Source organism: Nocardia nepalensis, assembly GCF_048910785.1.
GTDB lineage: Bacteria > Actinomycetota > Actinomycetes > Mycobacteriales > Mycobacteriaceae > Nocardia > Nocardia nepalensis.
In genome coordinates this window covers 556,465-581,764 of the sequence record NZ_JBKBET010000037.1, presented here as the reverse complement: position 1 = coordinate 581,764, position 25,300 = coordinate 556,465, and the positions used below count along the sequence as shown (strand labels likewise).

The following is a 25,300-nucleotide window of genomic DNA, read 5'->3' as shown; positions in this document are numbered from 1 at the left end:
GAGCTGACGAAGACGGATCGGCCGGTGTTGCTGGTGATCGCGGATTCGCTGTCGTACTTCGGTCCGAAAGGCGGCCTGCCCGCGGACCATCCGAAGATCTGGCCCAATCTTGCCGCCGCCGAACTCGATTGGGATGTCGAGCTGATCGGCCGTATCGGCTGGACCTGCCGCGACGCGTACTGGGCCTTGATCGGCGATCCCCGGATATGGGCCGCGGTGCCGCGCGCGGGTGCGGTCGTCTTCGCGGTCGGCGGGATGGATACCCTGCCCTCGCCACTGCCGACGGCGCTGCGTGAGCTGATCCGTTACGTGCGCCCGCCCGCACTGCGTCGCGGGGTCCGCGCCACGTACAACTGGCTGCAGCCGAAACTGTCGAAACTCGGTCGTCCCGTGGCGTTGCCGCCGAAGGTGAGCGTGGACTACCTGGAGCAGTCGCGGGAGGCGCTGGCACAGCTGCGTCCCGATCTGCCCGTGGTCGCGGTGCTCCCGTCGGTGCACAACTGCGCCGCCTATGGGCGGGTACACACGGGTCGGGAGCGTGCGGTCAAGGCGCTGCGCGCGTGGTCGGCCAAGACCTCGGTGCCGCTGGTCGATCTCGGTGAAGCGGTGCGCGAGGACATCTTCTCCGGTGCGGCGAATCCGGACGGCATCCACTGGGGCTGGGACGGGCATACCGCGGTCGCGAACTCGATGGTGAAGACCCTGCAGGAGGTTCGGTAGTCCGTGGCCGTTGTGGTCGTCACCGATTCGTCCGCCAGCCTCCCTGCGGAACTCGTCGGTGAGTTGGACATTGCCGTTGTCCCGCTGCATGTTCTGGTCGGCGACCGCGCGATTCGCGAAGGTGTCGATCCCATCGATATCGACTACGGTTCCGATACCGTGACGACCTCGGCGGCCTCACCCGGTGAGCTGCGCGAGGTCTACGAGCAGGCGCTCGACCGGAGCAACGGGGAAGGCGTTGTCGCGGTGCATCTTTCGCGGCAACTGTCCGGCACCTGGGAGGCCGGTCGGCAGGCGGTCCGCGATATGGACGCCGCCGACCGGGTCCGGCTGGTCGACTCGCTCGGCGCGGGCCTGGCCACCGGCTTGCCCGTGCTCGCCGCGGCCCGCCGCGCGCACAGCGGCGCGGCATTGGATGTCGTCTACGACACCGCCGTCGCCGCGTCGAGCCGATCGCGCACATTCATCCTGGTGAACCGCACCGAACAACTGCGCCGCGGCGGCCGATTGAGCAGCGCCGCAGCCTTTTTCGGCAGCGAACTGGTGAGCAAACCGCTGCTGCAGATCGTGGAGGGCCGCCTGGAACTGCGCGAGAAGGTCCGCACCCGCTCCAAGGCCTACGCCAAACTCGTTGCGGCAGCGGTGGATGCGGCGGGTGACGACGGTGCCGCCGTCGCGGTCCAGCATCTCGGGGCCGAGGACGCCGCGAATACCGTCGCCGCCCAACTGCGCGATATGGTGCCCGGCATCCGCGAACTGATCGTCGCCGAATTCGGGCCGACCCTCGGCATTCATTTGGGTGTCGGAGCGGTGGGCGTGCTGGTCGTCCCCGGCGGCTGCGCCTGATACGGAGTAGTTGTAGCTACGGTTCAGCAGCCGCCGGTGTGCCGCATCTTCGGTCGAGTGGCGTGCTGGGCGTAATAATTTCTGGCTGATCGCAACCCCTTCGGTCGGCGCCGGACGTGACTAGCGTCGCGGCATGACGAGTTCCGCAACTGCTTTCACGAAGGCGCTGAACTGATCGCCGATGCCACGAACCACAATGTGCGGGTCCGCTAGGCGGCCGCGCCCGACCCGACCTTGCCAGCGGGATATCACGAAGTGCCGGAACGGCTCTCGGCGATGTCGGGCGGGGTGGTGGACATTCGATATCGAGGCGGTGCGCGCGGACTATGGTGATGGCGTGGGGAATGAATGCCCGATCTGCGATAAGCATCGGGGGATCGGAGCGTTGGTCGGCCCGGTGATCTATGCGGACGACCTGGTATTGGTGACGCACCGGCCGCTCACCGAGGGCACCCCGGTGCCGGGCTACCTGTTCGTGGAGACCAGGCGGCACGCACCGACGCTATCGACCTTGACCGACGCCGAGGCGCGGGCCGTGGGCTGGGCGGCCCGGCGCGCAGCGCACGCGTTACACGCCGAGTTGGCGCCCGAATTCGTATTCTCCGCGATCACCGGGCTCAGCGTCGCGCACTTCCATCAACACGTCTTCGCCCGTCCCCACGGCACACCGGCATCGGTGCCGTGGACGAACGCCGATGCGTGGCCGGATGCGCCACGCATCGATGCCTGCGCACTCGCTGAACTCTGTGATCGGCTGGCGATCCACTTCGTCACCGAGCACTGAAGACTCGGATCTACCACAAAGTGGTCCCGTTTGCGGCGATGAGTTCGGTTATGTGGGAGAGGAATTCGTCGACAGGCAGTGAGTCGAATCGATGCCCGTCCCGCAGACGCACCGCGACATGGTCGTTCGCGGCCTCCTTCGGGCCGATGACGACCTGATAGGGGACCAGCCGGGCCAGGCGGATGCGAGCGCCGAGGCTGCCGGATTCGTGATCGGCGATCTCGGCGCGCAGCCCCAGTTCGAGGCAGCGCTCGGCGAGTGCTTCGGCGTGGGCGACCTCTGCCGCCGAAACCGGCAGGATGGCCAGCTGGGTCGGCGCAAGCCAGGCCGGGAACGCGCCGCCGTGCTCCTCGATCAGATGTGCGACGGCCCGTTCGACACTGCCGATTATGCTGCGGTGCACCATGACCGGGCGATGTTTCGCGCCGTCCGCACCGATGTAGTGCAGGTCGAATTGCTCCGGTTGGTGGAAGTCGACCTGAACGGTGGACAGGGTGAATTCGCGACCGGCACTGTCGGTGAACTGGATATCGATCTTCGGGCCGTAGAAGGCGGCCTCGCCCTCGGCCGATTCGTACGGCAGGCCGGAGCGGTCGAGGACATCGGTCAGCATGGCGCTGGACCGCCGCCAGAGTTCAGGGGCCGCAACATATTTCCCGCCGGCACCGGGCAGTGAGAGCCGGTAGCGGGTGGGTTCGATGCCCAGCGCCGCATGGGCCCGCTGGATCAGCTCCAGTGCGCCCGCGACCTCGTCGGCGACCTGGTCCACGGTGCAGAAGATATGCGCGTCATTGAGCTGGATCGCGCGGACCCTGGTCAGTCCGCCTAGGACGCCGGAGAGTTCGGAGCGATACATTCCGCCCAATTCGGCCATCCGCAAGGGCAATTCGCGGTAGCTGTGCGAGCGCGAGCGGAACATCACCGCATGATGCGGGCACAGGCTCGGCCGCAGCACCATCTGCTCGCCGCCGAGTTCCATGGGCGGGAACATGTCATCGCGGTAATGCGACCAGTGCCCGGATCTTTCGTAGAGCTCGCGCTTCCCGAGCACCGGCGAGTACACGTGCCGATATCCGGCCCGTCGTTCCGCGGCGCGGATGTATTCCTCCAGGGCATGGCGCACGACGGCGCCGTCGGGCAGCCAGTACGGCAGCCCGGATCCGATCAGTGGGTCGGTGTCGAACAGGGCGAGTTCGCGGCCGAGTTTGCGGTGGTCGTACATGGGGTCTCCTCGCGGACAGCGGGCGAGTGACCACAAGACGAAGCCCCGGGGCACTCGCCCCGGGGCTTCGATCAAGACATCAATCAGCGCGCCGGGACAGTCTCCGGCGTCGTCGTCACAGCAGCGCGCTTCATGTTCGCCACAGTAGCAGATCCGTCGTGGCGCTAGCTCGTCGATTACTGTCCTGTGCGCAATGGTGCAGTCGTGCACCGGGATTCGCTAGCCGACCTGCTCCGCGAGGAAGTTCTCCCAGGTGAGCTTGCCGACCGTCGCGCCATCGATGGTCAGATTCTCCTTAGCGCGGTAAGCGCGTCCCACCTTGCCCGGCACCCGAACCGGCAGGAACAACCGCCGCTTGCCCGCTGCCTTCAGGTAATCGCGGATCAGCTCGGCCATCGGGTACACGGTCGGCCCGACCAGATCCGGCACCCGCCCGGCCGGTGCGCCGCGGGTCAACTCCACGAGCCGCGCGGCGACCTCCCGCGAATCGACCGGCTGCCAGTCGATCCCGCCCGGCGCCGGGACGATCGGGCTTTTCGCCATGGCCCGCGCGGTCTTCAGCGCGAGGTCGTGGAACTGGGCCGCACGCAGAATGGTGAACGGCACACCCGATTCGATAATGGCCTGTTCGGCGGCGAACTTGGCCTCGAAGTAACCGATCGGCAGCTTATCGGCGCCGATCACGCCGATGTAGACGATGTGGCGCACCCCGGCCTTGGCCGCGGCGTCGACCAGGTGCCGCGTCGCCACATCATCGCCCTTGGGACCGCCCGCGAGGTGCAGGATGACCTCCACGCCGTCGACGGCCGCCTCGACGCCGGTGCCCTGCACGAGATCACCGGTCACGAATTCGATGCCTTCCGTCGATTCGTGGGCATTGCGGCTGAGCATGCGAATCTTGAAACCGGCATCGACCAGCAGCGGGGTGACGTGGCGGCCCAACGTGCCGGTGCCGCCGGTCAACAGGATGGTCGTCATGGTTCCTCCAAGGTCGCCTGGGCCGCCGTGTGCGGCCGCGTCAGTAGGTCTTCGTTGGTATGACGACGTACGCGGGCATGGTGTGACAAGACCGGAGAACACGCAGGTGTCGGACGGTATGCGCGAACGAGGTGTCCGTGCCTGCCTCTACGATTCCCCGGGTGACCGGATACGACGATGCCTTCGAGCACCTCGACACTTCGACCCTCCCGCCGCGCCAGCAGCGCATCCTCGCCACGATTCGGGACTGGGTGGTGCGGCACGGGTACGCGCCGAACACCCGCGAGATCGGCGAAGCGGTTGGTCTGCGTTCCTCGTCGTCGGTCTCCAAACATCTGAAGTCCTTGGAGGACAGGGGATTTCTGCGTCGCAGCGAGACCATGTCGCGGCCGATCGACGTGCGGATGTTCCTGCAGGCTTCCGCACCGCGAGAGCAGTCCGAGGACTCGGTGACGGTGCCGGTCGTCGGCGATATCGCGGCGGGCACGCCCATCCTCGCCGAGCAGCACACCGACGACATCATCACGCTGCCACGCGAACTCGTCGGGCGCGGAACGGTTTTCGGCCTGCGGGTACGCGGTGATTCGATGATCGACGCGGCGATCTGCGACGGCGATCTGGTGGTGGTCCGCAAACAGCACGAGGCGCATTCGGGTGACATCGTCGCCGCGATGATCGATGGCGAGGCGACGGTGAAGGTCTACCGACGTCGCAACGGGCACGTGTACCTGGAGCCGCGCAATCCGGCCTACGACGTCATCGATGGCGACGAGGCCGTGGTCCTGGGCAAGGTGGTCTCGGTGATGCGCCGCGTGTGATGGCGCGGTGGCGGCTCGGAAAATCCATTGCCCGAGCTAATGACCAGCTGTAGCGTCGCTTCGGTTTGTCAACCGACCGCTCGAAGGAGTCGATGCCATATGAAAGCCGTCACCGAACGCGACATCAGGTCGTCGTTCATCAACTGCTCCAAGACCACTGCCAAGAAGTTGGCCGTGCCCCGGGATCTGGACGAGCAACCGTGGGATGACCTGGACTTCCTCGGCTGGAGCGATCCGTCGCTGCCCGGGCGCGGCTATCTGGTTGTCCCGCAGGACGATCGCCTCGTCGGGATCGCGCTGCGGTACGAAACGGGCGGATCCGGCCGGACCCAGATGTGTGCGATCTGCCTGACCTCGCACACCGGCCACGGCGTCTCGCTGATGACCGCGCACAAGGCCGGCGAATCCGGGCGCCGGGGCAATTCGATCGGTACCTACATGTGCACCGATCTCGCCTGCTCGCTCTACGCGCGCGGTAAGCGAACGCCCGCGCTCGGCAACCGGTACCGGGAAGACCTGATCACCGAGGAGACGAAGATCGGGCGGGTCCGGGACAACATGAACGCCTTCGTCACCAGGCTCTTCAGCTAGTCCGGTACACATCCGAGAAAAGGAGGTAGATGCCATGCGCCGACACTCACCGAACCCGCGCATCGACGCACCCCGAGTTCCGCGACACCGCACCAGAACTCGGGGTGCCCAGGATTCCGCTCCGGTCGAGACGGCCCGGACCACAGGCCGGACCGCCTCATCCGGAGCGGAATCCCTGCCCCGTAGCAGCGCCGATCCAAACGCTGCCGGATCGGCTGCGCCGTCATGACCGTTGCTCCCATCGCACTTCCCGCGGCGTTTTGTCCGGGCGCAAGCCTCGCCAGGATGGGTGTCGGATTCTTCCGTCGCTGGTCTTCTCGGTGAACGAGATTTCGCCGACGAGTTGGGGTTCGACCCAGATGGCATCTGGGACATCGGCGTCGACGGTGGCTGTCTTGCGTTGCAGCGGTTCAAGTCTCGCCTTCAAGTCCGCCAGCATCGCTTGGGTGAATCCGGTGCCGACGTTGCCGATGTAGACCAGCTTGCCGGTGTCGTCGTGGACCGCCATGAGCAGTGAGCCGATGTGGCCGGCTCGACGACCGGTTCCCGGGCGCCAACCGACGATGACGACCTCCTGATCGTTGACGTTCTTGACCTTTGTCCATAGTGGGCTGCGCCGTCCGGGCAGGTAGGGGCTGTCGAGGCGCTTGGCGAGGATGCCTTCGAGTTGGAGGCGTTTGGATTCGGCGAGCGCGTCTGCGCCGGTATCGGGTAATTGCGGCGAGATTTGCCAGTTCGGGCCGCGTAAACCGAGCTGTTCCAGCAGTTGGCGGCGCTGCTGGTAGGGCAGGTCGATCAGCGGGCGATTACCGATGTGGAGCAGATCGAAGATCATGTAGGTCGCCGGGACGGTCTTGGCGAGGGCTCGGATCGCGGCGGGGTTGCGCTGGTGCATCCTGGGCTGCAAAGCCTCGAACGAGCTGCGTCCGTAGGCGGTAAAGACAACGATTTCACCATCGACGACGAACGGGGGGTCGGCGGGCGCCATGGCCGCCAGTTCGGGCCATGCGACGGTGATGTCGTTGTTGTTCCGGGACACCAGCCGCAGGTCGCGGTCGATATAGCCGATCGCCCGGATGCCGTCGAATTTCACCTCGTAGGCCCAGTGCTCATCATCGGCGGGGAGGTTGCCCGCCGTGGCCAGCATCGGCGCGTAGAGCGGCAGCTTGGTCACGACCGCATCGCCGCCATCGCCCGACCTTTCGCGAGAGAGTCGACTCCGACAATTAGCCGAATAGTACCGAGTGGTCGGTCTCTGGTTTTCGTTAGCGCACGTCTGCGCCCCACCGGGGACAGTGCGAGGGCTGCGCACTGTCTCTCCTGCACTCACCGCATCATCATTGGTCCAGTAGAAACAAGGTCATGCGAACGCTCTACGTGATTGCCCATCCGGAGTCGACACATCACGTGGACGGATTGGTGGGTGGGTGGTACGACGCGCAGCTCACCCCTGCTGGTTTGCGTGCCGCGGCGGCGATCGCCGAGGCGCTGCGGGCAAGGATCCCCGAGCAGGTCGATGTCGAGTTGTTCTCCTCGGATCTGCGGCGTGCCTCGCATGCCGCGACCGTCATCGGCGAGCGATTGGGCGTGCGGCCGGTCCTGGATCCGAGACTTCGCGAGAAGTCCTACGGCGAGGCCGAAGGTAAGCCCCAGGAATGGCTGAACCAGCGGTTCGTGCCCCCGCCCGCCGTCGGTGCGCGGATGCGACACGACGAAGGTGTGCCGGGATCGGAGACCATCGCGGCATTCGCGCAGCGCATCTACGCGGCGATGGAGGTGATCCTGCAAAGCGACTGCGAGCGCCAGGTCATCGTGACGCACGGCGGCGCAATAACATTCGTGGTGGCGTCATGGACCAGGTTGCCGATCGGATCACTCGGCTACGCCCGGTTCCATGCCGCTTCCGGGAGCATCACGGAACTGCGCGAGGATGACTTCTACCGCAACCGTCAGGTCGTCAGCCTGGGTGAGGTTCGCCATCTCGATTGAGGAACCCGATCATCGTGCGCGCATTGGATATTCGGGTTCACATGGTGCTACTGCTCCGAGGGTTCTCGGAGAACCCCTGCGATGACTGTGGTTACGACCTTGTGAGTGGCTGCGGTTCCGGGCGGGGCGTCTTTGCGGTCGGCGAAGAGTAGGTGACCACTGCCGATCAGGGTGAGGGCGAGGGTGTCGACATCGGCATGGGCGGCGATACGGCCCAGGTCCTGTTCGGCGGTCAGGTAGTCGGCGATCATTGCTGTCGCTTCGGTGAGCACGGGGACCCCGGGCGGTCGGACCTGGCGTAGGCGGGTGCGCAGCTCATCTCGGAAGGTGACGAGGCTGACGATGGCGACCGCGACCGATTCGAAGACGGCGGTAAGCGCATCGGTGAGATTGTCGGCGACCGCGCCGGTACCTGCGGATTCCCGGAGGGCGGCGGACTGCTGATCGATCCGGCCGATGCGATCCAGCACGAGTTCGGTGAGGAAGGCGTCGAAGTCGGCGAAGTGCCGGTGCAGCACACCCTTGGCGCAGCCAGCCTCGGTCGTGACCGCGCGGCTGGTCAGCGCATTCGGTCCGTCCCGCAGCAGGATTCGCTCTGCGGCGTCGAACAACTGCTCGCGCGGATCGCGTATGGCCACGCCTGTCGGCACGGTGCCTCCGGTTCGTCGATTATTGGCAAGTGGGCATGTGCCCACTATGGTGGGCGCATGCCCACTCTACCTCCGGAGCCGACACCGGTCTCCGCACGCGAATCGCATCAAGCCCGCGAACTGGCCGAGTCGTTCGGCTCGGACCCCGACCGATATGACCGGGCCCGACCGCGCTATCCCGACGCCATGGTGGACGCGATCGTCGCCGCCAGCCCCGGACCCGATGTCGTCGATGTCGGCATCGGCACCGGCATTGCCGCCCGGCAGTTCCGGGCGGCGGGCTGCCGAGTGCTCGGGGTCGAGGTCGACGCGCGCATGGGTGAGTTCGCGCGCCGGCAAGGATTCGAGGTCGAGGTGGCGGCCTTCGAAGCCTGGGACCCCGCCGGCCGGATATTCGACGCCGTCATCGCCGGGCAGACCTGGCACTGGGTGGATCCGGTCGCGGGCGCCGCGAAGGCGGCCGAGGCGCTGCGGCCCGGTGGGCGGCTGGCCGCATTCTGGAACGCGGGCAACCCGCCGACCGAATTGGCGCAGGCCTTCGCCGCGGTCTATCGCCGGGTAGCGCCCGATTCGCTCGCTGCCCGCTGGGCGACGGCGGCCGCACAGGACGCGTACTCGGCGCCGCACAACAAGGTGGTCGACGGGATTCGAGCCGCCGGCGGTTTCGGTGAACCCGAGCAATGGCGCTTCGACTGGGAGCGGACCTATTCCCGGGACGAGTGGCTGGACCAACTGCCGACAACCGGCGGCCACGCCCAGTTCTCGGCGGCCACGCAGGAGCAGGTGCTGGCGGGCGTCGGGGCCGCCATCGATGCCGCGGGTGGCTCCTTCACGGTGCAGTACACCACGACGGTGGTCATCGCCGCGCGCACCGGCATGTCCTGATCACCTCCGCGCTCGGCACGCTGGTCAGCAGGCGTGCGATGTGATTGCGGCGCGACTGTCGCCGACCGAAAATCCGTGCCATGGTCGGTCGAGTTGTCCACAGGCCGAAAGTTATCAACAGACTTTTTGTTTCGCCTGTTCAGCGCCGATTCGAGTCGCTGAACCGGGACTAGCGTCGCCGCCATGTCACGACATGACGAGCGCGAACGGATTCGGCGGCGACTGAGCGCGTTGACCGAGCGAGTCGGTGCCAGCCGAACCATCGGGGCCGTGGGTGCGGTCGGTTCGGCGGGTGCCGAGCACGGCAAGCCCGAAAAGCGGTTGGGGGCCGAAAGGCGGTGCGTAAAGCCGTCGGTGGGTTCGCGGCGCCCGACGAGTAGCGGACGGTGGGATGACGAGCAGTTGCCCGCGCAGAGCCCCGGGGATGCGCGGATCGCGGACGCCGGGGACGAGGGCGACGACTTTGCCGACGGGGTCGGCGAGATGCGCACTCCCGGTTGGCTGGATGAGCCGGAGGGTCGCTCGGCGTGGCGGGATCGGCTTGTGCCGGAACGTTTTCGGGGGACGCGAATGGATCCGGGGTGGCGGGGATTGGTGACGCTGGCCATGGTCGGGCTGGCCGCGGTGGTCGCCGCATCGGTTGTGGTGTTGCGCGAGCGGCCGGTGGCGCAGGCAGTTCCGTCACTGTCCGCGGTCCGAACCAGCGCCGGCACGGCCACGGTATCCGCAGGACCGTCCGGCCCCAGCATGGTCGCGGCACCTGGCGCCATATCGACCGTGGCATCGGTAACCGCCACTCCCGCAGCGGAATTGGTCGTCAGCGTGGTCGGCCTCGTACACCGCGGCGGTCTCGTCCGGTTGCCAACGGGGTCGCGGGTCGCCGACGCCCTCACCGCCGCGGGCGGTGCGAAGGACGGCGCGGACCTGAACGGCCTCAATCTGGCCCAGCGCCTCCAGGACGGTGACCAAGTGCTCGTCGGCCCGAGTGGCCCGAACGCGGGCCCGCCGCTCGGAAGCGCCACGATCAGCGCGGGCGGACGAGCGCCGACCGGTTCGTCATCGAATTCCGCCGCAACACCACGCTCATCGACCAAAGTCGATCTCAACAAAGCGACCGAAGCCGAACTCGACGCCCTCCCCGGCATCGGCCCCGTCACCGCCCACGCAATCATCGCCTGGCGCACCACAAACGGACGATTCACCGACATCGCCCAACTCGCCGAAGTCGACGGCATAGGCCCAGCCCGCCTCGCCCACCTCCGCGACCTGGTCACGATATGACCGCACACGGGGGTGCGCCGAATGGACGGAGTCGCACCGGCCGACGGGCTGCGGGGGACGGCAATCGGCGGGCCGCAGGGGACAGTGACCGACGCGCGGAGCGGAACAGTGGCCGACCGGCGGCGGGTGATGGTGGTCGACCGGCGGCCGAGGTTAGCGATTGGCAGGCTGCAGGGGATATCGGCCGCCGCATGGCGCAGGGCAGTGGCCGATCTGAGGTGGGTGATGGTGGTCGATCGGCGGTGGAGGTTAGCGGTCGGCGCGCTGCCGGGGATGGTGGCCGACGCGTTGCTCGGGGCAGTGGCCGATCCGCGGTGGGTGATGGTGGTCGATCGGCGGTGGAGGGTAGCGATCGGCGGGCTGAAGGGGATGGCGGCCGATTCACGGCGAGTGGCAGCGGCCGATGGGCGGTGGAGGACATTGGTCGACCGGCAGAGGAGGACGGGCACCGACGCGCGGCGCAGGGCAGCGACCGTCGGGCCGCACCGGATGATGGCCGATCTGCTGCAGCGGGCAGCGACCGAATGGCGGCGAGGGGCGGCGGTCGAGTGGCGGCGGTTGCCGGCGATCGGCGGGTGACGGGGGATGGTGGCCGATCTGGGGCGGGCGCGGGGATCGGCGGGCTGCGAGGGACGGCGACAGAAGGGCTGCGGGGGACCGGGGGCGCGAAGCCTTGCGGGGCCATGGTCGGCGGGCTTTGCGGGGAATTGGTCGCCGAGTTGCGGGAGACGATGGCGGTCGGGCTGCGGGCGATGCTGGTCGGCGGGCGGAGGAGGAGGGCGAGGCGGCGTCGGAGGAGGTGGTATCGGCCCTCGATGCGCGGTTGCTGCCGGCGGCGTTGTGTTGTTGGGGGGCAACGATTGTCGCGCTGACGGCGGGGTGGGTGGCGGGGCTGGTGCTGGCGTCGGTGCTGGTGTTGCTGGCGATCGGGCTTTGGGGGGTGCTGTTGCGTGCGGTGGCGCATCCCAGTGAGCGGTGGCGGGTTGTCGCCGTCGCCACGTTGGCCGCGATGCTGCTCGGCGCGGGGTTCGCGGCGGCCGGGGCATGGCGTGCTTACCGGGTGGCGACGCATCCGTTGCGGCACGCCACGGCTGCGGTGCGGGTGGTCGTCGTGCCGACCGATGATCCGAAACCGGTGCGGGCCAGTGCATTCGGTGGTGAACAGCGGTGGACGGTGCGGGCGCGGCTGCGCGAGTACCGGCAAGGCGAATGGACGGTGCGGGTCGGCGGTGCCGTGGTGATCCTCGCATCGGGTGCGCAGTGGGGCGAGCTGTTGCCCGGTCGGGCGGTGGAATTCCGCGCCAGACCGGAGCGGCCATCGCATCGAGATCTCACCGTCGCCACCCTGCGAGCTCAGGGTCCGCCGGTCGCGGTCGGCGCACTGCCGTGGTGGCAGCGGGTCGCCGGAACCGTCCGCACCGACCTCGCTTCGGCGGCCCGCGTACTGCCCGAACATCAGGCCGGGCTATTGCCCGCGTTGGTAGTCGGGGACACCTCCGCGCTGCCCGACGAAGTGCGCGAGGACTTCGAAATAGCTGGGTTGGAACACCTTTGCGTGGTCAGCGGCGCCAATTTCACGATTCTGCTGGCGGTGGTGCTCGGTGCGGTACGGCTGCTCACCCTCGGCCCGCGCATCGGAGCCGCGGTCGCGGTGGCCGCACTGCTGATGTTCATTGTCGTCGCGCGCCCGGATCCCAGCGTGCTGCGCGCGGGCGCGATGGGCGCGATCACATTGCTCGCGTTGATAACCGGACGCCGCAAACAAGCGTTGCCCGCGCTCTGCGCGGCCGTTATCGGCCTGCTCGCGGTCTCGCCGGAACTGGCGGTGCGTGCCGGATTCGGGCTCTCGGTGGTCGCGACCGCCGGACTGATCCTGTTGGCTCCGAGTTGGGCGGACTGGTTGCGCGCCCGCGGCTGGTGGCGGGTACCGGCCGAAATCGTCGCGGTATCGGCCGCCGCCTTCGCGGTGACGACACCACTCGTGGTCGCGCTCACCGGACGGCTGAGCCTGGTCGCGGTTTTCTCGAATGTCCTTGTCGAACCGGTGGTCGCGCCCGTCACGGTGCTGGGTGCGATCGGCACCGCGCTCGCCGTGGTCTGGCCGCCGCTGGCCGAACTGGTGCTGCGCTGCGCCGAACCGCCACTGTGGTGGCTGCTGTTCGTCGCCGAACATGCCGCGAGTGTCCCGGGCGCGCAGGTTTCGGCACCCGATGGCCCAATCGGTGGGCTGATCGCTTGCGCGGTAGTCGTCCTCGCGGTGCTGGCACTGCGGTCCGCGATTCTTCGACACCTGGCCGCCGCCGTACTGCTCGGTGTCGCGGTGGTGCTGATTCCGGTCCGGTTCTGGCATCCGGGCTGGCCACCCGCGGGGTGGGTGCTGGCCGTATGCGATGTCGGACAGGGCGACGGACTCGCATTGTCCGTCGGCGACCATACGGCCGTGGTCATCGATGTCGGCCCCGATCCGCGAACCATTCGCACTTGTCTGGATCGCTTGCGCGTCAACCGAATAGCACTGCTCGTTCTGACCCATCCGCACGCCGACCACATCGCCGGTCTCGCCGGTGCCGTACAAGGCCACACGGTCGATGCCCTGGCAGTCGGTCCCGGTGAACTCCCCGAAGCAACGGTATTCGGACGCGCCGAATCCGGAGCCGCCGGAACCCTTCCGATATCGAATACACCCAGAGCCGAGGCGGATTCGGGCAAGGCGACCGGTGCTACCCGTGAACCGCCTGCCGCACCGTATCGGCACAGGGAGGTCAGCGGACCGGACCAGGTCGCCAGCATCGCGGCACAGGCACATATCCCAGTGCTCGAGCTGACCTCCGGACACGTATTACGTTTCGGCGCAGTCGAATTGGACGTACTCGCACCAGCCCCACTCGGGCGCCGCCCGGCCAGTACGCCCAGCGCCGACGATGCCAACGACCGCTCCATCGTCATCGCCGCCACCACACCCGCGGGCCGGATCCTGCTCACCGGCGATATCGAAGCCCCGGCCCAGCAACGACTGCTGCACTCGGGCGCCGCCGTCCAGGCGGACATCCTGAAGGTTCCGCATCACGGATCACGAACCACCACAAAGGAATTCCTCGCCGCCGTCCGGCCTCGTCTCGCGCTGGTCAGCGTCGGCGCAGACAACACCTTCGGCCACCCGAATCCCGGTGTCCTGGCCGAACTCGCCGACATCGGCGCTCGGGTGGTCCGCACCGACTGGCAGGGCGACGTGCTTGTCCTGGGCGAGGGGCCACAGCTGCGAACCCTGACCGCGCGTCCGCTCAGATCTTCATCCCGGTAGTCCGAACAAACTATTATTTCGAGAGGAGTTTGCTATCAGTGAGGGGCGTGAACATGGCGAACAAGAAGGTGACGACCGTCCGAGCGCCCGAAGGCTTTCTGGAGCAAGCGGCGGAGGAACTGGGTTTTGCGAGCAAGCAGGAGATGTTGCTGGGGTTGGTCAAACTGGCCTTGACGCAGGAGCGGCAGCGGAATGCGATGCACCGAATCCTGGAATGCGATTCGGATCTGGACAAGTTGATGGACCCGGAGTTTCGGGCGCGGGCTCGCCGTTAGATCCGTCCGGTTCGGAGGTCCGGAGCAGGTTCCTGCTGGACTGCAGTGCCTGGTCTCGGATGAAGGCCGGGCGGCTGGACGAGCGGGAGGTGCACCGACGCTATCTCGACCAGCGATCGATACTTGTCACTACCACTGTCCAGGTTCTGGAAATGCTGTTCACGGCACAGAGCCCGCTCGCGTGGGAAAAGATGTATGCGAATCTGCGGCAGTACCCGCTGCTGATCGCCACAGAACTGACACATCGAATCGCCATTGAGATCCAAAGGCGACTCTGGCATTGCGGTAGGAAGCGCGCCGCGGGGCCGATCGATGTGTTGATCGCGGCAATTGCACTGCAGTACGACGCGACAGTGATCCACTATGACGCGGACTACCAGCACATCGCCGACGTAGTCCCCGAGTTCAAGCACGAATGGGTGGCAAAGCGGGGAACGCTGTGAGGTGCAACCGCTCTGTCGGTACGGGTACGTAGGATGCTCCCGTGAGCGAGCGCGGCGAGCGAACCAAGGACAAAGCACCAGCGGGCACGGCGGAGCCGAGCGTTAGTGAGGCGCAGGCGTGAGCGAGCGAACCGAGGACGCAGCACCGGCGGGCACGATGGAGCCGAGCGTTAGTGAGGCGCAGGCGTGAGCGAACGGACTGCGGCAGTGCACCTGGTGCTCGGTGATGAAGAGCTGTTGGTCGAGCGCGCTATCGCGGGGATTACGGCGCAGGTGCGGGGCAGTGCGCCGGATCCCGATGCGGTGCCCGTCGATCGCCTGCGGGCGGGAGATGCCAGTACCGCGGAACTGGCGGAGCTATTGAGTCCTTCGCTGTTCGCCGAGGATCGGGTGATCGTGCTCGAATCGGCGGCGGAGGCGGGGAAGGACGCCGTCGCGGTGATCACCGCCGCCGCCGGGGATCCGCCGGAGGGCGTGGTACTGGTGGTGCTGCATTCCGGGGGCGGGCGGGCCAAGGCACTGGCGCCGGCGCTGCAGAAGATGGGTGCGCAGGTGCACGATTGTGCCAAGTTGACAAAGGCCTCCGAGCGGGTGGAATTCGTGCGCGGCGAATTCCGGAATGCCGGGGTACGGGTGTCCAGCGAGGTCGTGCAGGTGATGCTGGAGGCGGTCGGCTCGGATCTGCGGGAATTGTCCGCCGCCTGTTCGCAATTGGCCTCCGACACCGGCGGCAAGGTCGATATCGCCGCGGTGCGCCGCTACTACTCGGGCAAGGCCGAGATCTCCGGTTTCGATGTCGCGGAACTCGCGGTGGCGGGGGATCGGCCCGGCGCCATGGAGGCACTGCGCTGGGCCAATGACCGCGGCGTGCCGCATGTGCTGCTCGCCGACGCGCTCGCCGACTCCGTCCACACCATCGCCCGTGTCGGTTCCGCGGGCCGGGGCGACCCGTTCAAACTGGCCCAGCAGTTGGGCATGCCGCCATGGAAGGTCAAGAAGGCCCAGGCCCAAGCGCGCGGCTGGAACCCGGCCAGCATCGGCTCCGCCCTCCAGGTCGTCGCCACACTGAACGCCGACGTCAAGGGCGGCGCCGCCGACCCCAACTACGCCCTGGAACACGCCCTCACCCAAATCCTCGACCTACACTCCGCAAGCTGACCCGCCCCATCACAAGACCGCGGGCAGCCCAAGCGCTACGGCCGAGGTCCGGTCTGCCGCGCTGCTGAGCGAACCCGATTGTGCGTCGGAGCGCTGCCGGGCAGCGGTTCTCGGCAAGCTTGACCCGCCCCACCCCACGCCCCGGCGTGGCTCGAGGCGTCGCAGCGCTGCCGGGCAGTGGTTCTCGGCGAGCTGACCCGCCTCACCCGCACGCCTCGGCGTGGCTCGAGGGCTCTGGCCGGGGTCCGGTCTGCCGCGCTGCTGTGCGATACCGATTGTGCGTCGGGGCGCTGCCGGGCAGTGGTTCTCGGCGAGCTGATCCGCCCCGCCCGTCGCCCCGGCGTGGCTCGAGGGCTCTGGCCGAGGTCTGGTCTGCTGTGGTGCTGCTGAGCGAACCGATTGTGCGTCGGGGCGCTGCCGGGCAGTGGTTCTCGGCGAGCTGATCCGCCCCGCCCGTCGCCCCGGCGTGGCTCGAGGGCTCTGGCCGAGGTCTGGTCTGCTGTGGTGCTGCTGAGCGAACCGATTGTGCGTCGGGGCGCTGCCGGGCAGTGGTTCTCGGCGAGCTGATCCGCCCCGCCCCTCGCCCCGGCGTGGCTCGAGGGCTCTGGCCGAGGTCTGGTCTGCTGCGACGCTGCTGAGCCATAACGATTGTGCGTAGGAGCGCTGCGGGGCAACGGTTCTCGGCGCTCCAGGCACCGCCGCCAGTCCTGGTCGAGGTAGGTGGCCAGGGTTACGGGGCGCAGGAGCATGTTGGACCAGCCGAGGGGCCCGCCGCCGTCGTGGCTTTGCCAGAGGGGGGTGATCTCGGCACCGGGCCGGTCGGGGGATGCGGTATGCCAGGATTTCGGCGATATTGTCGCGGTCGTCGCGGTCGTCGCGGTCGTCGCGGTCGTCGCGGTCGTCGCGGTCGTCGCGGTCGGCGGTCGTCGCGGTCGGCGGTCGTCGCGGGGGTCGCGGTGGGCACAGTCGGCCTATGGGATGCTGATAATTTGCTCCAAATGCTCCGCGTGCGTGTCCGCGCAGCTACATGAACAGCGTTTACTACGATTTCTGGCACATAACGGACACTGGTCTGCCATGGCAATCCAAGAGAGTGGCTATGGACGAGCAAACAATATCTGCAGTCGACGATTCCGAGCGTGCCCCGCAATGGCACGTTCGTCGCCGTCACGGCCGGGGCGCACACCGCTCACGGCCGCGACGGCGGTTCGGGCGGGCGATCGCGAAGGTCGCCGCGGGCGGTTTGTCGGTGGTGGTGCTCGCCGGTACCGCGGTCGGCTGGGCCACGGCGGGCAGTTTCGACAATGGTTTCGGCCGCTCGGCCGCCATCGAGGCCGATGCGCCGCGCTCGCTCGGCGGCGATATGAACATCCTGTTGATCGGCCTGGACACCCGCAAGGATCAGAACGGCAACAACCTGCCGGAGGAGATCCTGTCGCAGCTGCACGCCGGTGACGGCGAGGAGGGCGGATACAACGCCAACACGCTGATCCTGGTGCATATCCCCGCCGACATGAAAAAGATCACCGCCGTCTCCATCCCGCGCGACGACTACGTCCCGGTTTCCGGAATTCCCGGCTACACCAGCGCGAAGATCAAGGAGGCGTACGGGCTGAAGAAGGCCGCCGTTCAGGACCAGCTCATAAATATGGGCGTGACCGACCCCAAGACATTGGAGCGCGCGGGCCGCGAAGCCGGGCGCGCATCGATCATCCAAGCGGTGCGCAATCTGACCGGCGTCCCGATCGACCGCTTCGCCGAGGTGACCCTCGCCGGTTTCTACGATCTGGCCACCGCGCTCAACGGCGTCGAGGTGTGTCTGAAGAATCCGGTCGAGGATCTCGAATACTCCGGCGCCGATTTCCCCGCGGGCCGCCAGCGGCTGGATCCGGCCCAGTCACTGGCCTTCGTGCGCCAGCGCCACGGCCTGGAGAACGGCGACCTCGACCGCACCCACCGCCAGCAGGCCTTCCTCACCTCGGTCGCCAAGGATCTGCGCAGCTCCGGCGCCCTTACCGACCTGAACAAACTCTCGGCGCTGATGGATGTCGCCCACCGCAATATCGTGCTCTCCGACGGCTGGAACGCCACCGACTTCCTGAGCACACTCGGCTCCGCCGATAACCCGACCATCGAATTCCGCACCCTCCCGGTCCTGCGCTACGACGTGATCGATGGCCAAGACGTCAATATCGTCGACCCCGTGGCCATCCGCCGCGAGGTCCGCGCCGCCTTCGGGCCAGCCGCAGCGACCTCGACCACCCGCCCGTCGCCGCCAACCGACAACGACCAGCCTCTCGAAACCACGACGACCGGTTCGACCACCCCCACCCCTGACGCGGGCAAGCCGGTCGAGACCCCCATCTCCGGCAACACCATCCCCTGCGTGAACTGAGGCCCGCATGCGGTGGCGCAAGTCGGGCCGCACCACCGCACGAGACGAAACTCAGTCGCGCCCTTCGATCTTCAGTTCGCCGAAGGTCACTCCACGCGTCATCGGCCGGGCCAGCATGTCGTGCGGGAAGCCGAGTTCCACCGCACTGGCCTGCTCCAATCGAGCCAACTGCGCGGCATCGAATTCCACCTCGAGCGCACCGAGGTTGTCCTCCAACTGTGCGGCCGTGCGCGCGCCGATGATCGGCGCGGTCACCCCGGGATTGCGCAGCGTCCAGGCGAGTGCCACCTGTGAAGGCGTCTTACCCAGTTGTGCCGCAACATCTTTCACCACGTCGGCGATGGCGAGCCCGCGTTCGGTGAGCGAACCGTTGGCGGCGGCCACATTCTTGCGGGTGCCCTCGGGCGAGCCCGCCGCGTCGTGATCGAGATCGGCGCGGCTGTACTTGCCGGTGAGCACGCCGCTGGCCAGCGGCGACCACGGCACCACGCCGAGACCGAGCTCCCGCGCCATCGGAATGAGCTCGCGCTCGACGGTCCGCTCGATCAGGCTGTATTCGATCTGCAGCGCGATCAGCGGCGACCAGCCGCGCAGGTCGGCAATGGTCTGCATGCGCGCGATCTGCCAGGCCGGTGCGTCGGAGATGCCGACGTAGAGCACCTTGCCCGCGCGAACCAGATCGTCCATGGCGCGCAGGATCTCCTCGACCGGAGTCAGGAAATCCCAGGCGTGCAGGTACAGCAGGTCGATGTAGTCGGTGTTCAGCCTGCGCAGGCTTGCCTCCACCGAGCCGACCATGCTCTTGCGGTGGTTACCGCCGGAGTTGGGATCGTTCGGCCGCCGCAGCATCGTGTATTTCGTTGCCAGCACCAGACTTTCGCGATTGTCGGCGCTGAACTCACCGAGCAGCTGCTCGGAGGTGCCGTTGGTGTACTGGCTTGCGGTATCGATGAAATTGCCGCCGCGCTCGACATAGGTGTCGAAGATCTTGCGGGCCTCGTCCTTATCGGCGCCCCAACCCCAATCGGCGCCGAATGTCATGGTCCCCAGCGACAGCGGAGAAACCCGAAGACCCGAGCGGCCGAGCAGCCGATAGGTATCGAGGGTGCGGGCTCCGGACATGTCGTGCTCCCGTCGTTAGTGCTTCGTTTCCGGTGCGACCAAGTCTGGAGCGATACCAGGACATGGGTAAGGGAAGGTTCTTCCTGGGAAAGTGAGTCCTAGTCAGCCGTAATATCGAGGACGATGACGAGCACCGTGAATTCGACACAGCGGGGCGAGCTCAGGCCCGGAGGCGGTAGCTTGCGTGACCATGCAGGGCCAGGGAGTTCCGCGGATTGGGCCCGAGCACTCGCGGAATTTTTGCGCGCTCGGCGCGAGCGACTGAATCCCGGCGATCTCGGGCTGCCCGCACGCAAGCAGGCTCGGCGCACCCCGGGGCTGCGCCGCGAGGAAGTCGCCGAACTGGCAGGGGTGAGCACCGACTACATCGTCCGGCTGGAACAGGGCCGCGGCCTGCGTCCGTCCGCGGACGTCCTGGAGGCGCTCGCACGCGCCCTGCGCCTGGACACCGACGAGCGTGCCTATCTCTTCGATCTGGCCCAGCAGCGCCCGCCGAATACCGGGAAACCGAGCACTGTCCCCGCGCCCGCCCTGGCGATGCTGGTCAACGATCTGTCGCCGCTGCCCGCGATGCTGGTCAACCACCGCTACGACATCCTGGCGTGGAATCCGGAGATGGCCAGGCTGATCGTCGACTTCGGCGCCCTGCCGCCGCGGCAGCGCAACTCCATGTGGCTGTGCCTGATGGATCCCGCACTGCGTGATTTCTACGGCGAACGCGATCGCGTCATTCGCGAGGGCATCGCCGACTTGCGCGCCGCATGGGCGGCCCACCCCGACGATCAGGAACTGGCCGATCTGGTCGCCGAGTTCATCGCACGCAGCGAGGAGTTCGCGCAGGCGTGGGCCAGGCACGACGTCAAGGTGCACGGTCGCGGGCAGAAGCCGCTGCGGCACCCGGAGGTCGGCCCCTTGGTGGTCAACTACGAAGTGCTCATGCCGCTGCAGGATCCGGACCAACGCGTGATCATCTATCGCGCGGCCGATGCGGACTCCCAGGACGCGCTGGACCGTCTATGCGGCGACCTGGGTTGAGCACTCAGAGATCCGCACCCGCTCGGTGCGGGTGCGGATGCGCGGGGCGACTATTCGACGGTGCTGAGAACTAGCTCGATATCGTCTTCCGACTCCTCATAGCGGCCCTCCCACTCCTCGTAGACCGGAATCTCTTCGTCCCGCGTGACGATCCACTCCAGCGAGTAGCCGCCTTCCTCGTCGGGAACCATGACGTTCTCGATCTTCAGCCCGATACCCAGGACCTCGGCGGCGCGGATGATATCCGGCAGATCTTCGGAACGAACCGGCGTCTGATTGGCGTACACGGTAACCATGCGCCGAATCGTAGCGGGAACCTCCGACATGTGGCTGCCGATCCGAATTCGACTCGAGAAGTGGGATGCGGCGATGACCTGGGGATGCTGCCGGATCGGCACTTTCCTGCCAATTTGCCAGGGCAGTCCCGATGACAAGGCATCTGTCGGGACGGTTCTGCTCAGCGCCCAGGGGACGGCATCGACACCGTTGCGGGGGATTGCTGAACTATTGCTGGTGATCTGTCGAAATCGACGCCGCCGAACCGAAAAAGTGATCCTCGCAATAGTCGATCAGGGACGACAAAAGCCGCCGTGGTCATCGAGGCCACGACGGCTGCGTCAACGTATGTGAGTGGTACCGCAGCGGTACCGCTGGGATCAGAGCTTGTTCAGCGCCAGCGCGAGGGCCGACTTCTTGTTGGCGGCCTGGTTGGCGTGGATGACGCCCTTCGAGGCGGCCTTGTCCAGCTTGCGGCTGGCGGAGACCAGTTGCTCGGTGGCCTTTTCCTTGTCACCGGCCGCGGCGGCCTCGCGGAAGCGGCGGATCTCGGTGCGCAGCTCGGACTTGACCGACTGGTTGCGCTTGCGCGCCGCCTCGTTGGTGCGGATCCGCTTCATCTGGGACTTGATGTTGGCCACGCCTGTTTCCTCGTGTTCCTGTCGCTGAGTGGACTGTGCTGAAAAGTTCGCGAGCGCGCGTTGGCAACCGGAGTGATCAGGTAACGCGACGCCGAAGATCGAGGGTACCAGCCGCCACGTCACACGCGAAATCACGACCGCGTCAACGGGTTGCTCGGCGGCGCTACCGACCGTAATACGAGTGTGAAAACAGGAGTGATGCAAGAAATTTACCTGCGTCACACGCGCATCGGTGCTGCGTGTAGCACGATTTTTGCATGACTCCCGCCTCGCCGCCACGCTCGGCTCGATCTCCTGTGCCGACCCGTATCCGGTCGAACGGGCATGCGAATGGCAACGGCAGAGCAACCACAACAGGTCTGTTCGAGGGCTATCGGCCCGGACGGTACGCGGACGCCTTCGACGAGATGTTCGATGGACAGGGCCGGGTGCGCCAGCCGTACAAGGGCATCTTCTCGGCGCTGGCACCCATCGACGTCGCTGATCTCGCGGCGCGTTCGGACGCTTTGGACCGGGCCTTCATCGATCAGGGCATTACCTTCTCGCTCTCCGGGCAGGAGCGGCCCTTCCCGCTCGATCTGGTGCCCCGGGTGATCGCGGCCGCCGATTGGGCCAAGTTGGAGCGCGGGATCAAGCAGCGAGTAACCGCACTGGAGCTTTTCCTCGCCGATGTCTACGGCGAGCAGAACATCCTGCGCGACCAGGTGATCCCCAAGCGGCTGGTGACCTCCTGCCAACACTTCCACCGCGAGGCCGCCGGTCTGGTGCCGCCGAACGGCGTGCGCATCCATGTGGCCGGCATCGATCTGATCCGCGACGAGCGCGGCGACTTCCGGGTGCTCGAGGACAATCTGCGCTCGCCGTCCGGGGTGTCCTATGTGATGGAGAACCGGCGCACCATGGCGCGGGTCTTCCCGGACCTGTTCTCCTCGCACCGGGTGCGCGCGGTCGGCGACTATCCGACTCACCTGCTCGCCGCGCTGCGCGCCTCGGCCGCGCCGAACGAGGCCGATCCGACGGTGGTGGTGCTGACACCCGGCGTCTACAACTCGGCCTACTTCGAACATTCACTGCTGGCCAGGCAGATGGGGGTGGAGTTGGTCGAGGGCCGCGACCTGTTCTGCCGCGACAACGTCGTCTACATGCGCACCACGGCGGGGGAGCGCCAGGTCGACGTGATCTACCGGCGCATCGACGACACCTTCCTGGACCCGATGCACTTCCGGCCCGATTCGGTGCTCGGCGTCGCCGGGTTGGTGAATGCCGCGCGGGCGGGCAATGTGGTCATCTCCAGCGCGATCGGCAATGGCGTCGGCGATGACAAGCTGACCTACACCTACGTGCCGACGATCATCGAGTACTACCTCGGCGAGAAGCCGGTGCTGCCCAATGTCGACACCTATCGGTGCTGGCTCGACGACGAGCGCGAAGAAGTGCTCGACCGCCTGGATGAACTGGTGATCAAACCGGTCGAGGGGTCCGGCGGCTACGGCATCGTCATCGGGCCGGTGGCCACGCCGCGGGAGTTGGAGGCGACCCGGCGCAACATCAAGGCGGATCCGCGGGGCTGGATCGCCCAGCCGGTGGTGCAGCTGTCCACCGTGCCGACCAAGATCGGAAACGAGCTGGTCCCGCGCCATGTCGACCTGCGGCCGTTCGCGGTCAACGACGGCGACGACATCTGGGTGCTGCCGGGCGGTTTGACGCGGGTGGCCTTGCCGGAGGGTTCGCTGGTCGTCAATTCCAGTCAGGGCGGCGGCAGTAAGGACACCTGGGTGCTGGCCGGGCGCGCCTCACCGGCCGATCGTGAGCTCGCGGGCGAGGAGTTGGTGAGCGAGCCGCCGCGATCCGATCAGCGCGAGCTGGGCCGGGAACTGACCGCGCCGCAGGCGAGTCAGCAACAGCAGCAACAACAACAGGAACAGCGGCTGGGATCTATGCGGCCGCGGCAGCGGCCGTCCGGGCCGGGGCAACAGCAGCAGGGCGGGTGATGCGCTGATGCTGGCCCGCAACGCCGAATCCCTCTACTGGATCGGACGATACGTCGAGCGCGCCGACGATACCGCCCGCATCCTGGATGTCGCGGTGCACCAGCTGCTCGAGGACGCCACGGTGGACCCGGACCGGACCTCGCGAGTCCTGTTGCGGGTGCTGGGGATCGAGCCGCCCGACGTCGAGCTCGACGTCTGGTCGGTCACCGATCTCGTCGCATTCAGCCGCGACCACGGCAATTCGATCGTCGACTCGATCGGCAATGCCCGCGAAAATGCCAGGGGCGCACGCGAAGTCACCTCCAGCGAGATGTGGGAGTGCTTGAACGCCACCTATATCGGGCTCACCGCCACCGAGAAGGCCGCCCGCAGCCTCGGGCCGCACGAGTTCTTCCGCTACATCAAGGACCGGGCGGCGATGTTCGCCGGACTCTCCGATTCCACCCTCAGCCGCGACGACGGCTACCGCTTCCTGCTGCTCGGACGCTCCATCGAACGCGTGGATATGACGGTGCGCCTGCTGCTTTCGCGCGCGGGCGACCGCACCTCGTCCCCGGCCTGGGTGACCGTGCTGCGCTCGGCGGGCGCGCACGATACCTATCTGCGCACCCACCGCGGCGCGCTCGATGCCAATCTGGTCGCCGAATTCATCCTGCTGGACCGGCTTTTCCCGCGTTCGGTCTTCCATTCGGTGCGGGTCGCCGAGGCCTGCCTCGCCGACCTCGATCAGCGCCCGAGCAGCCGGGTCGGCGCGCGACACGAGGCGCAGCGGCTGCTGGGTCGGGCCCGCAGCGAACTCGAATTCCTGCCGCCCGGTGCGCTTTTGGAGGATCTGCAGAATCGGCTGCTGTCGCTGCAGCGGACCTGCCGCGAGGTCAGCGAGGCGATCGCGCTGCAGTACTTCCACGCCGCACCGTGGGTGGCCTGGACCGATCTGCGCAGCAGTCACGACAACCACGCGCAGGTAGAGGGAGAGTTGTGAGACAGCGCAGCGAACCAACCATGGGCACAGCGTCTCGAACAGCCACGGAGCCGAGCGCCAGCGAGGTGCAGCGGTGAGTTGGCGGATCAGGGTGGTGCACACCACCGGATATGTATACGACGCTCCGGTTACCCGGTCGTTCAACGAGGCCCGGCTCACCCCGCGCGCGGACAGTAGGCAGAACGTCATCCTGAATCGGGTCGAGACGGTGCCCTCCACCCGGTCCTATCGCTATACCGATTACTGGGGCACCGCGGTCACCTCCTTCGATCTGCATGCGCCGCATACCGAATTGGAGGTCACCGGATCGTCGGTGGTGGAGACCGAACCGTTCGCCGGTCCGGCCGAGGAACTGTCCTGGGAGGAGTTGCACTCCGAGCACATCGGTGACCGTTTCGACGAGATGCTTTCACCTACCGCCTATGTGCCGCAGGACAAGAAGCTGGCCGCGATCGCGAAACAGCTCACCCGTGGCGTGCCGCCCGCGAAAGCCGTTGTGCGCGCGGCCGAATGGGTGCACGGCGAAATGACCTACATCGCGGGCACCACGTCGGTGCACACCTCCGCCGTGCAGGCCTTCGCCGAACGTCAAGGCGTCTGCCAGGATTACGCGCATCTGACCCTGGTGCTGTTGCGCAGCATGGGGATTCCGAGCCGTTACGTCTCCGGATATCTGCACCCCAATCCGGCCGCGGAGATCAATGCGACGGTCGCCGGGCAGTCGCACGCCTGGATCGAGGCATGGACGGGCGGGTGGTGGGGCTACGACCCGACCAACAATATCGCCATCAACGAACAGCACATATCGGTCGGCGTCGGCCGCGACTACGCGGACGTGCCGCCATTGAAGGGCATCTTCTCCGGGGGCGGCTCGACCGACCTCGAGGTCGTCGTGGAGATCACCCGTCTCGCGTAGC

At 67.1% G+C, this 25,300-nt stretch carries 26 protein-coding genes; 18 read left to right on the top strand and 8 right to left on the bottom strand.

Translation table 11 applies throughout. The features are described from left to right. The first annotated feature begins 3 nt into the window (after positions 1 to 3). The 3 genes from octT (at position 4) to ACHQ4I_RS34180 (ending at position 2,350) form a co-directional block, all read left to right on the top strand. The gene (gene octT, locus ACHQ4I_RS34190) at positions 4 to 720 is read left to right on the top strand and encodes a diglucosylglycerate octanoyltransferase (RefSeq protein WP_420776083.1); all 717 of its coding nucleotides are present in this window, start codon (positions 4 to 6) and stop codon (positions 718 to 720) included. 3 nt (positions 721 to 723) lie between these two features. After that, entirely contained in the window at positions 724 to 1,566 is an 843-nt protein-coding gene (locus ACHQ4I_RS34185) for a DegV family protein (RefSeq protein WP_420776017.1), read from the top strand. Positions 1,567 to 1,903: 337 nt separating this feature from the next. Then, positions 1,904 to 2,350, top strand: coding sequence for an HIT domain-containing protein (locus ACHQ4I_RS34180; protein WP_420776016.1), 447 nt, complete (start codon positions 1,904 to 1,906; stop codon positions 2,348 to 2,350). 10 nt (positions 2,351 to 2,360) lie between these two features. Here the strand turns inward: ACHQ4I_RS34180 and thrS are convergent, their stop codons facing one another. Further along, positions 2,361 to 3,572: a threonine--tRNA ligase gene (thrS, locus tag ACHQ4I_RS34175; protein ID WP_420776015.1), complete on the bottom strand. Its 1,212-nt coding sequence runs from the start codon at positions 3,570 to 3,572 to the stop codon at positions 2,361 to 2,363. 219 nt (positions 3,573 to 3,791) lie between these two features. Next, entirely contained in the window at positions 3,792 to 4,550 is a 759-nt protein-coding gene (locus ACHQ4I_RS34170; protein ID WP_420776014.1) for an SDR family oxidoreductase, read from the bottom strand. A 161-nt stretch (positions 4,551 to 4,711) separates the two neighbouring features. Here ACHQ4I_RS34170 and lexA point away from each other — a divergent pair, with 161 nt between their 5' ends. Both lexA and ACHQ4I_RS34160 read left to right on the top strand, forming a co-directional pair. Continuing rightward, positions 4,712 to 5,368: a transcriptional repressor LexA gene (lexA, locus tag ACHQ4I_RS34165; RefSeq protein WP_420776013.1), complete on the top strand. Its 657-nt coding sequence runs from the start codon at positions 4,712 to 4,714 to the stop codon at positions 5,366 to 5,368. A 99-nt stretch (positions 5,369 to 5,467) separates the two neighbouring features. After that, positions 5,468 to 5,959: an FBP domain-containing protein gene (locus ACHQ4I_RS34160; protein ID WP_420776012.1), complete on the top strand. Its 492-nt coding sequence runs from the start codon at positions 5,468 to 5,470 to the stop codon at positions 5,957 to 5,959. Positions 5,960 to 6,182: 223 nt separating this feature from the next. Here ACHQ4I_RS34160 and ligD read toward each other — a convergent pair whose 3' ends face one another. Continuing rightward, a complete protein-coding gene (gene ligD, locus ACHQ4I_RS34155; protein WP_420776011.1) occupies positions 6,183 to 7,133 on the bottom strand; it encodes a non-homologous end-joining DNA ligase in 951 nt (316 codons plus the stop codon). A gap of 188 nt (positions 7,134 to 7,321) precedes the next feature. On the opposite strand from ligD, the gene ACHQ4I_RS34150 reads away from it, so the two are divergent. Beyond that, positions 7,322 to 7,948 (top strand): histidine phosphatase family protein, encoded by a 627-nt coding sequence (locus ACHQ4I_RS34150; protein WP_420776010.1) that lies wholly within the window; start codon positions 7,322 to 7,324, stop codon positions 7,946 to 7,948. Between the two features lie 47 nt (positions 7,949 to 7,995). Here the strand turns inward: ACHQ4I_RS34150 and ACHQ4I_RS34145 are convergent, their stop codons facing one another. Then, positions 7,996 to 8,598, bottom strand: a complete 603-nt coding sequence (locus ACHQ4I_RS34145; RefSeq protein WP_420776009.1) for a TetR/AcrR family transcriptional regulator — start codon at positions 8,596 to 8,598, stop codon at positions 7,996 to 7,998. 57 nt (positions 8,599 to 8,655) lie between these two features. Here ACHQ4I_RS34145 and ACHQ4I_RS34140 point away from each other — a divergent pair, with 57 nt between their 5' ends. The 7 genes from ACHQ4I_RS34140 to holA all read left to right on the top strand — a co-directional run bounded on the left by ACHQ4I_RS34140 (position 8,656) and on the right by holA (position 15,941). After that, the gene (locus tag ACHQ4I_RS34140) at positions 8,656 to 9,483 is read left to right on the top strand and encodes a class I SAM-dependent methyltransferase (RefSeq protein WP_420776008.1); all 828 of its coding nucleotides are present in this window, start codon (positions 8,656 to 8,658) and stop codon (positions 9,481 to 9,483) included. Positions 9,484 to 9,666: 183 nt separating this feature from the next. Then, the gene (locus ACHQ4I_RS34135) at positions 9,667 to 10,764 is read left to right on the top strand and encodes a ComEA family DNA-binding protein (RefSeq protein ID WP_420776007.1); all 1,098 of its coding nucleotides are present in this window, start codon (positions 9,667 to 9,669) and stop codon (positions 10,762 to 10,764) included. Between the two features lie 21 nt (positions 10,765 to 10,785). Further along, positions 10,786 to 11,343 (top strand): hypothetical protein, encoded by a 558-nt coding sequence (locus ACHQ4I_RS34130; protein ID WP_420776006.1) that lies wholly within the window; start codon positions 10,786 to 10,788, stop codon positions 11,341 to 11,343. Between the two features lie 220 nt (positions 11,344 to 11,563). Next, a complete protein-coding gene (locus ACHQ4I_RS34125) occupies positions 11,564 to 14,065 on the top strand; it encodes a ComEC/Rec2 family competence protein (protein ID WP_420776005.1) in 2,502 nt (833 codons plus the stop codon). A gap of 53 nt (positions 14,066 to 14,118) precedes the next feature. Continuing rightward, positions 14,119 to 14,340 carry a hypothetical protein gene (locus ACHQ4I_RS34120; RefSeq protein ID WP_420776004.1) on the top strand — a complete coding sequence of 74 codons (222 nt, stop codon included), beginning with the start codon at positions 14,119 to 14,121 and terminating at the stop codon, positions 14,338 to 14,340. Further along, positions 14,280 to 14,783 (top strand): PIN domain-containing protein, encoded by a 504-nt coding sequence (locus ACHQ4I_RS34115; protein WP_420776003.1) that lies wholly within the window; start codon positions 14,280 to 14,282, stop codon positions 14,781 to 14,783. Before ACHQ4I_RS34120 ends, ACHQ4I_RS34115 begins: the two co-directional genes overlap by 61 nt. A 186-nt stretch (positions 14,784 to 14,969) precedes the next feature. Next, positions 14,970 to 15,941 (top strand): DNA polymerase III subunit delta, encoded by a 972-nt coding sequence (holA, locus tag ACHQ4I_RS34110; protein ID WP_420776002.1) that lies wholly within the window; start codon positions 14,970 to 14,972, stop codon positions 15,939 to 15,941. Positions 15,942 to 15,976: 35 nt separating this feature from the next. Here the strand turns inward: holA and ACHQ4I_RS34105 are convergent, their stop codons facing one another. Beyond that, positions 15,977 to 16,744, bottom strand: coding sequence for an arabinosyltransferase C-terminal domain-containing protein (locus ACHQ4I_RS34105; RefSeq protein ID WP_420776082.1), 768 nt, complete (start codon positions 16,742 to 16,744; stop codon positions 15,977 to 15,979). Positions 16,745 to 17,040: 296 nt separating this feature from the next. Here ACHQ4I_RS34105 and ACHQ4I_RS34100 point away from each other — a divergent pair, with 296 nt between their 5' ends. Then, on the top strand, positions 17,041 to 18,336 hold the full coding sequence (locus ACHQ4I_RS34100) for an LCP family protein (protein WP_420776001.1): 1,296 nt from the start codon (positions 17,041 to 17,043) through the stop codon (positions 18,334 to 18,336). 51 nt (positions 18,337 to 18,387) lie between these two features. Here the strand turns inward: ACHQ4I_RS34100 and ACHQ4I_RS34095 are convergent, their stop codons facing one another. After that, positions 18,388 to 19,458 carry an aldo/keto reductase gene (locus ACHQ4I_RS34095; RefSeq protein WP_420776000.1) on the bottom strand — a complete coding sequence of 357 codons (1,071 nt, stop codon included), beginning with the start codon at positions 19,456 to 19,458 and terminating at the stop codon, positions 18,388 to 18,390. 180 nt (positions 19,459 to 19,638) lie between these two features. Here ACHQ4I_RS34095 and ACHQ4I_RS34090 point away from each other — a divergent pair, with 180 nt between their 5' ends. Next, on the top strand, positions 19,639 to 20,493 hold the full coding sequence (locus tag ACHQ4I_RS34090; protein WP_420775999.1) for a helix-turn-helix domain-containing protein: 855 nt from the start codon (positions 19,639 to 19,641) through the stop codon (positions 20,491 to 20,493). A 50-nt stretch (positions 20,494 to 20,543) separates the two neighbouring features. Here the strand turns inward: ACHQ4I_RS34090 and ACHQ4I_RS34085 are convergent, their stop codons facing one another. Together ACHQ4I_RS34085 and rpsT are read right to left on the bottom strand one after the other, a co-directional pair. Further along, positions 20,544 to 20,789 carry a hypothetical protein gene (locus ACHQ4I_RS34085; protein ID WP_420775998.1) on the bottom strand — a complete coding sequence of 82 codons (246 nt, stop codon included), beginning with the start codon at positions 20,787 to 20,789 and terminating at the stop codon, positions 20,544 to 20,546. 360 nt (positions 20,790 to 21,149) lie between these two features. Then, on the bottom strand, positions 21,150 to 21,410 hold the full coding sequence (rpsT, locus tag ACHQ4I_RS34080; RefSeq protein WP_420775997.1) for a 30S ribosomal protein S20: 261 nt from the start codon (positions 21,408 to 21,410) through the stop codon (positions 21,150 to 21,152). A 257-nt stretch (positions 21,411 to 21,667) separates the two neighbouring features. On the opposite strand from rpsT, the gene ACHQ4I_RS34075 reads away from it, so the two are divergent. From ACHQ4I_RS34075 to ACHQ4I_RS34065, 3 genes are all read left to right on the top strand, one after another. After that, positions 21,668 to 23,401 carry a circularly permuted type 2 ATP-grasp protein gene (locus ACHQ4I_RS34075; protein WP_420775996.1) on the top strand — a complete coding sequence of 578 codons (1,734 nt, stop codon included), beginning with the start codon at positions 21,668 to 21,670 and terminating at the stop codon, positions 23,399 to 23,401. A 7-nt stretch (positions 23,402 to 23,408) separates the two neighbouring features. Continuing rightward, positions 23,409 to 24,383, top strand: coding sequence for an alpha-E domain-containing protein (locus tag ACHQ4I_RS34070; protein WP_420775995.1), 975 nt, complete (start codon positions 23,409 to 23,411; stop codon positions 24,381 to 24,383). Positions 24,384 to 24,456: 73 nt separating this feature from the next. Next, on the top strand, positions 24,457 to 25,299 hold the full coding sequence (locus ACHQ4I_RS34065) for a transglutaminase family protein (RefSeq protein ID WP_420775994.1): 843 nt from the start codon (positions 24,457 to 24,459) through the stop codon (positions 25,297 to 25,299). The last annotated feature ends 1 nt before the right edge of the window (position 25,300 follow it).

Coding starts and splice junctions, on each gene's coding strand:
- ACHQ4I_RS34120 (WP_420776004.1), top strand. CDS start 14,119: ATGGCGAACAAGAAGGTGACGACCGTCCGAGCGCCCGAAGGCTTTCTG.
- ACHQ4I_RS34115 (WP_420776003.1), top strand. CDS start 14,280: ATGCGATTCGGATCTGGACAAGTTGATGGACCCGGAGTTTCGGGCGCG.
- ACHQ4I_RS34170 (WP_420776014.1), bottom strand. CDS start 4,550: ATGACGACCATCCTGTTGACCGGCGGCACCGGCACGTTGGGCCGCCAC.
- ACHQ4I_RS34075 (WP_420775996.1), top strand. CDS start 21,668: ATGACTCCCGCCTCGCCGCCACGCTCGGCTCGATCTCCTGTGCCGACC.
- ACHQ4I_RS34100 (WP_420776001.1), top strand. CDS start 17,041: ATGGACGAGCAAACAATATCTGCAGTCGACGATTCCGAGCGTGCCCCG.
- ACHQ4I_RS34150 (WP_420776010.1), top strand. CDS start 7,322: ATGCGAACGCTCTACGTGATTGCCCATCCGGAGTCGACACATCACGTG.
- ACHQ4I_RS34070 (WP_420775995.1), top strand. CDS start 23,409: ATGCTGGCCCGCAACGCCGAATCCCTCTACTGGATCGGACGATACGTC.
- ACHQ4I_RS34095 (WP_420776000.1), bottom strand. CDS start 19,458: ATGTCCGGAGCCCGCACCCTCGATACCTATCGGCTGCTCGGCCGCTCG.
- ACHQ4I_RS34085 (WP_420775998.1), bottom strand. CDS start 20,789: ATGGTTACCGTGTACGCCAATCAGACGCCGGTTCGTTCCGAAGATCTG.
- thrS (WP_420776015.1), bottom strand. CDS start 3,572: ATGTACGACCACCGCAAACTCGGCCGCGAACTCGCCCTGTTCGACACC.
- ACHQ4I_RS34130 (WP_420776006.1), top strand. CDS start 10,786: ATGGACGGAGTCGCACCGGCCGACGGGCTGCGGGGGACGGCAATCGGC.
- ACHQ4I_RS34160 (WP_420776012.1), top strand. CDS start 5,468: ATGAAAGCCGTCACCGAACGCGACATCAGGTCGTCGTTCATCAACTGC.
- ACHQ4I_RS34140 (WP_420776008.1), top strand. CDS start 8,656: ATGCCCACTCTACCTCCGGAGCCGACACCGGTCTCCGCACGCGAATCG.
- ACHQ4I_RS34135 (WP_420776007.1), top strand. CDS start 9,667: ATGTCACGACATGACGAGCGCGAACGGATTCGGCGGCGACTGAGCGCG.